Origin of the sequence: Kitasatospora sp. NPDC056651, from assembly GCF_042792155.1 — a bacterium.
Lineage (GTDB): Bacteria > Actinomycetota > Actinomycetes > Streptomycetales > Streptomycetaceae > Kitasatospora.
The window spans coordinates 1-6,013 of record NZ_JBHTWX010000201.1 but is presented as its reverse complement, the minus strand read 5'-3'; the positions used below and the strand labels follow the sequence as shown (position 1 = coordinate 6,013).

Sequence of the window (6,013 nt, the reverse complement as noted above, 5' to 3'; positions counted from 1 at the left end):
CGCCCGCCCCGCGGGCGGCGCGCGCCCCCCACCCGCCGCCGCGCCTGCCCCTGGCGCGCCGGCCGCCCCCCGGCGGGCCGGGCGGCCCCCCCCCCCCCGCCCCCGGACGACCGGAAGCGCCGTGCGGCGCGCCCGGCGGTCATAGGAGCCCGGCGGTCGTGGAAGCCCGGCGGTCATGGAAGGGGAGAGGAACGGAAGGGCCCGCCGTACCGGTTCGGTACGGCGGGCCCCGCCGCCGACGCGCAGGCCCCACCCTCAAGGAGCGGCGCGCCGGGGGAGTTGAGCTCTGGTGGCCGGGGCCCCGCGGACCCCGGGCCGGTTACGGCATCTTGTGGACGAACGGGCCGACCGTGTTGGAGAACGCGTTGCCGTTGTTGACGTCCCAGTTGGTCGACCAGGTCATCGCGCCGCGGATGGTGGGCCACTTGGCCGGCGGCACGAAGCTGCCGCAGTTGCTGCCGGTGGCCAGGCAGTCCAGCGCGTTGTTCACCACGGTCGGGGAGACGTAGCCGCCGCCCGCCGCCCTGCTGGAGGCCGGGACGCCGATGCCCACCTGGTCCGGCCGCAGGCCGCCCTGGATCTGGGTGCAGACCTGCGAGGTGATGAAGTCGATGGTGCCCTGGGTGTAGACCTTGCCGTCGCAGCCGTTCATGCCGCCCGAGTTGTAGAACTGGGTGTTGACGACGGTGAGGATGTCCTTGGTGTTCAGCGCCAGCTGGAAGTAGGCGCCGGAGGTGCTGTACATCCCGATGGTCTCGGGGGCCATGGTCAGGACGAAGCCGGAGCCGACCTTGGCCTGGAGGGCGTGCAGCGCGTCACCGAGCGGGCCGGCCTGGACGCCGTTCTCCAGGTCGACGTCGATGCCGTCGAAGCCGTAGTCCTTGATGATCGCGTAGGCGCTGTTGACGAAGTTGGCGCCGGCGGTGGCGTTGCCGACGCTGATCGCGCCGTTCTGGCCGCCGATGGAGAGGATGACCTTCTTGCCGGCCGCCTGCTTGGCCTTGATGTCGGCGCGGAACTGGGCGTCGGTGTAGCCGCCGAGCGCCTTGGACAGACCCGGGTCCACGGTGAAGCTGATCGCGCCGGTCTGGGTGGGCACGGCGTCGGCGAAGGAGACCGCGATGATGTCGTACGCGCTCTGGACGTCGCTCAGGCGCTGGGCGGTCGCGCCGTTGTCGAAGTTCTGCCAGTAGCCGGTGATGGCGTGGGCGGGCACGCCGGTCGGCGGCTTCGGGGTGGTGGTCGGGGTGGGCGTCGTGGTCGGCGTCGCGGTGGGGGTCGGAGTCTGGGTCGGGGTGGGCGTCGTGGTCGGCGTCGGGGAGGCGGTGGCCGTCTGGGTGGGGGTCGGCGTGGGCGTCGCGGTGGGGGTCGGGGTCGGCGACGGGGTGCCGGTGCCGCCGGGGCCGACCAGCGCGACGTCGTCGGCCAGGTAGGCGCTCTGGCCGTACCAGCCGTGCAGGTAGACGGTGACGCTGGTGGCGTTCGCCCCGGTGGTGAAGGTGGTGGACAGCTGGTTCCAGCTGCTCTGGTTCGACCACACGGACGGGTCGGTGCCGCCGGTGCCACGCGCACCGAGGTAGGCGTACGAGCCCTGGACCCAGGCGCTCAGCGTGTAGCTGGTGTTGGGCAGCACGCTGATGGTCTGGGTGCACTCGGCGGTGTCGCCGGCGCCCGGGGTGGCCTGGAGCGCGCCGGTGCCGGAGTGGACCGGGGAGGAGACGGTGGTCGCGGCGCCGGTGCAGGCCCAGCCCGCGAGACCGTTGTCGAACCCGCCGTTGGCGACCAGGTTGCCGACCGCGGCGCTGGCACCGCCGGCGAAGAGGGCGAGACCGCTGCCGGCCAGGGCGAGGGCGGTGGCGCCGGCCGCGACGGCCGGGAGGGGGCTGCGTCGGCGCTTGTGCGAGGGCTGCTTCAGCGTACGGGCCATGGGGTGACGCTCCTGGGGGAGGAGCGGCCGCCGCGGTGGGGGGCGCGGCGGCCGCGTGTGGGGGAGGGCTGTTGCGTCGGAGGTGAGCCAGTGGGACGAGGGGAGGATTCGTTTCGTCCCGGATCAAAAGCTGGACTAGACCATTGCGGGTCGTCAAGCATCGGACGAACGGCTTACGGTTCCGTTAAGGATTCGGAGACCGTTCCGTGTCCGCGACAAAGACGCCCCGCGACGCCCCCGCGGCCCGCCCCGACGACCCCTGACACGCCGGTCGGGACAGACTTCGTACAGGACCGTGACAAGACCGCTACCTGCGGCTTCACCGAGCACCTGCGGGCGGGAGTAGGCTGCGCCGGGGGCGGAGACGCACCAGTTGAACGAGCACGGAGGGGCCGGGAAAGATGGGTCTGCGCGATGTCGCCGAACGGACGCCGGGGCTGCGCACCGTGCTCGGCGGGATGTACCGGCTCTACGGCCGACGGGTCGAGGTCCACCTCGCGCGCACCCCCCGCCACATCGGCGTGATCCTGGACGGCAACCGCCGCTGGGCCAAGGCGACCGGCGGCTCCACCGCGTACGGCCACCAGCGCGGCGCCGACAAGATCAGCGAGTTCCTCGGCTGGTGCGACGAGACCCACGTCAAGGTCGTCACCCTCTGGATGCTCTCCACCGACAACCTGGACCGCCCGGCCGACGAGCTCGTCCCGCTGCTCGGCATCATCGAGGACGCCGTCACCGGCCTGGCCGCCGCCCGCCGCTGGCGGGTCAACCCGGTCGGCGCGCTGGACCTGCTCCCGCAGCACACCGCCGACGTGCTCAAGCGGGCCGCCGACGAGACCTCCGACATCGACGGGATCACCGTCAACGTCGCGGTCGGCTACGGGGGCCGGCACGAGATCGCCGACGCCGTCCGCTCGCTGCTCCAGGAGCAGGCCGGACGGGGCACCTCGATCGAGCAGCTGGCCGAGATCCTGACCGTCGAGCACATCTCCGAGCACCTGTACACCCGCGACCAGCCCGACCCGGACCTGATCATCCGCACCTCCGGCGAGCAGCGGCTGTCCGGTTTCCTGCTCTGGCAGAGCGCGCACAGCGAGTTCTACTTCTGCGAGGCGTACTGGCCGGCCTTCCGCAAGGTCGACTTCCTGCGCGCGCTGCGGGCGTTCGAGCAGCGCAACCGGAGGATGGGGCTGTAGCCCCGGCTGCCGGCCCCGGGCCGTCGGCCCGACCGGAGCCCCGGCCCCGGGCCCGCGGGGAAAATGACCGCCGTAGGCCTGGCCTACCCGGCGCCGACGCGAGGCCAAACGTTCACCGGCAATGATCCGTCAGTTCGCCGGGGGCGCGAATGCACCGTTCCCCGCCTGGGAATACTCCAGTCAGTCCGGCCCCGAGGCCACCGGGGCAGCGGGGGCCGGCTGGACGCGGATGACGCAGGGTCATCCGCTCTGGAGGCCTAGTGGTCAGTTCCAAGAGCCGCCGGACACCAGACCGGCGCACGTACGTTCTCGACACCAGCGTGCTGCTGGCGGACCCGCTCGCCATGACCCGCTTCGAGGAGCACGAGGTCGTCCTCCCGGTGGTGGTCGTCACCGAGCTGGAGGCCAAGCGGCACCACCCGGAGCTGGGCTACTTCGCCCGCCAGGCGCTGCGGCTGCTCGACGACTACCGCATCCGCCACGGCCGGCTCGACGAGCCGATCCCGGTCGGCGAGCTCGGCGGCACCATCCGGGTCGAGCTCAACCACTCCGACGTGTCGATACTGCCGGTCGGCTACCGGGCCGGCGGCGGAGAGGCGGACACCCGGATCCTCGCGGTCGCACGCAACCTCCAGGCCGAGGGCTACGACGTCACCGTCGTGTCCAAGGACCTGCCGCTGCGGATCAAGGCCAGTTCGGTGGGCCTGCTCGCCGAGGAGTACCGGGCCGAGCTGGCGATCACCTCCGGCTGGACGGGCATGTCCGAGCTGCACGTCCCGGCCGACCAGGTGGACGCGCTGTTCGCGTCCGGCCACGACGCCGGGGTGGACGTCGACGGGGCGGCCGAGCTGCCCGTCCACACCGGGCTGGTGCTGACCTCGGAGCGCGGCCGCGCGCTCGGCCGGGTCACCGGCGACGGCCGGGTGCGGCTGGTGCGCGGCGAGCGCGAGGCGTTCGGGCTGCGCGGGCGCAGCGCCGAGCAGCGGGTGGCGCTGGACCTGCTGCTCGACCCGGAGGTCGGCATCGTCTCGATGGGCGGCCGGGCCGGCACCGGGAAGTCGGCGCTCGCGCTGTGCGCGGGGCTGGAGGCGGTTCTGGAGCGGAGGCAGCACCGCAAGGTGATGGTCTTCCGGCCGCTGTACGCGGTCGGCGGCCAGGAGCTCGGCTACCTGCCGGGCAGCGAGGCGGAGAAGATGGGCCCCTGGGCCCAGGCGGTCTTCGACACCCTCTCCGCCGTCACCACCCCGGACGTGATCGAGGAGGTCATCGCCCGCGGGATGCTGGAGGTGCTCCCGCTGACCCACATCCGGGGGCGCTCGCTGCACGACGCCTTCGTGATCGTGGACGAGGCGCAGTCGCTGGAGCGGAACGTCCTGCTGACGGTCCTGTCCCGGATCGGCCAGGGATCGCGGGTGGTGCTCACCCACGACGTGGCGCAGCGGGACAACCTCCGGGTGGGCCGCTACGACGGCGTGGTGGCGGTGGTGGAGAAGCTGAAGGGCCATCCGCTCTTCGCCCACATCACGCTCACCCGCTCGGAGCGTTCGCCGATCGCGGCGCTGGTCACGGAGATGCTGGAGGACATCAACCCGTGATCCGGCCCTGACCGGGGCGTAGTAGGACAATACGGTCAATTCGCGGCCGGGGGCCCGCTCCTGAGGGAGCGGGCCCCACTCGTTTCATCACATCGAGTGCTTTCCGTCCGGGGAACTGCCGTACGGGGGATGTGACATGCGCCACGCGGGCGGGAATTGCGTCGACCGTGCCCGGTGCGGCATGGTGAGGGTTCTGTCAGGCCCCGCGTACGGCGCGGCAGGGCTTCCGGACTCCGGAAGTCAGGCCCCGGAAGGTCCGCCAACTCCGGTCGGTGGACGCACAATTGAAGACCGTTGAGCTGTACGCCGCCCGATTCCAACGCCCGGTCGCCTCACCTCGGCCGGACGCCGGGCCAGCACCTCCCGTGACCAGAGCACCGTACGGAGGTCCGTGCCAAGGGGCATCTTGCGTCCGCACGGTCACGCGTGGGCGATGCTGGAAGGAATCCATGTGACTCGGATCTCGGTCCGGGGAGTCGCTGTGGCCTCCGCCACCGCCGTCACCGCTGTCGGTGCCGTCGTCGGCATGGCCTCGGGCAGCGAGGGCAAGACCACGCAGACGGTCGACGTCGCCGGCGCGACGCTGCTTGCCGAAGTCCCCTCTGGCGCCCAGGCGCAGACCATCAGTGACAACATCGGCCAGCAGGCATCCGCCCAGCAGGCCTCCGCCGACGCCGCCGCCAAGGCCGCCGCGGAGCAGAAGGCCGCCGAGGAGGCCGCGCGCCAGCAGGCCGCCGCGGACGCCCAGGCGAAGGCCGATGCCCAGGCCAAGGCCGACGCGGAGAAGGCCGCCAAGGCCGCGGACGACAAGCGCAAGGCCGACGAGGCCGCCGCCAACCGCTCCAAGTCGCGTTCGGCGATGGCCGCGGTCGACGACAGCGCGCCCGCCACCTCGGTCAGCTCCGGCTCGGTCCAGGACCTGGCCCGGCAGATCGTCGGCAACGACGCCCAGTTCCAGTGCTTCAGCCAGATCGTGAAGCGCGAGAGCGGCTGGGACTACACCGCGACCAACAAGAGCTCGGGCGCGTACGGCCTGGTCCAGGCGCTGCCCGGGAACAAGATGGCCACGGCCGGCGCCGACTGGCGCACCAACCCGGCCACCCAGATCAAGTGGGGCGTCAGCTACATGAACAGCCGCTACGGCAGCCCCTGTGGCGCGTGGTCGTTCTGGCAGAGCCACAACTGGTACTAGGAACGGCTGCCGCCGTCCACGGCGGCGCGGTTCGCACGGCCCCCGGCCGTCCGCCCTGCTCGGGTGGACGGCCGGGGGCCGTGGCGTTTCTCCCCGCCCGCGG

The 6,013-nt window shown here is 72.3% G+C and carries 4 protein-coding genes; 3 read left to right on the top strand and 1 reads right to left on the bottom strand.

From position 1 onward, the window contains the following. Window positions 1-319: 319 nt before the first annotated feature. Window positions 320-1,927 (bottom strand): chitinase, encoded by a 1,608-nt coding sequence (locus ACFRAR_RS37995; protein ID WP_380704904.1) that lies wholly within the window; start codon window positions 1,925-1,927, stop codon window positions 320-322. A 401-nt stretch (window positions 1,928-2,328) separates the two neighbouring features. On the opposite strand from ACFRAR_RS37995, the gene ACFRAR_RS37990 reads away from it, so the two are divergent. The 3 genes from ACFRAR_RS37990 (at window position 2,329) to ACFRAR_RS37980 (ending at window position 5,910) form a co-directional block, all read left to right on the top strand. Next, entirely contained in the window at window positions 2,329-3,123 is a 795-nt protein-coding gene (locus ACFRAR_RS37990; protein ID WP_380704902.1) for an isoprenyl transferase, read from the top strand. A gap of 260 nt (window positions 3,124-3,383) precedes the next feature. Next, on the top strand, window positions 3,384-4,718 hold the full coding sequence (locus ACFRAR_RS37985; RefSeq protein WP_380704900.1) for a PhoH family protein: 1,335 nt from the start codon (window positions 3,384-3,386) through the stop codon (window positions 4,716-4,718). 433 nt (window positions 4,719-5,151) lie between these two features. Continuing rightward, window positions 5,152-5,910 carry a transglycosylase SLT domain-containing protein gene (locus tag ACFRAR_RS37980; RefSeq protein ID WP_380704898.1) on the top strand — a complete coding sequence of 253 codons (759 nt, stop codon included), beginning with the start codon at window positions 5,152-5,154 and terminating at the stop codon, window positions 5,908-5,910. Window positions 5,911-6,013: the final 103 nt, after the last annotated feature.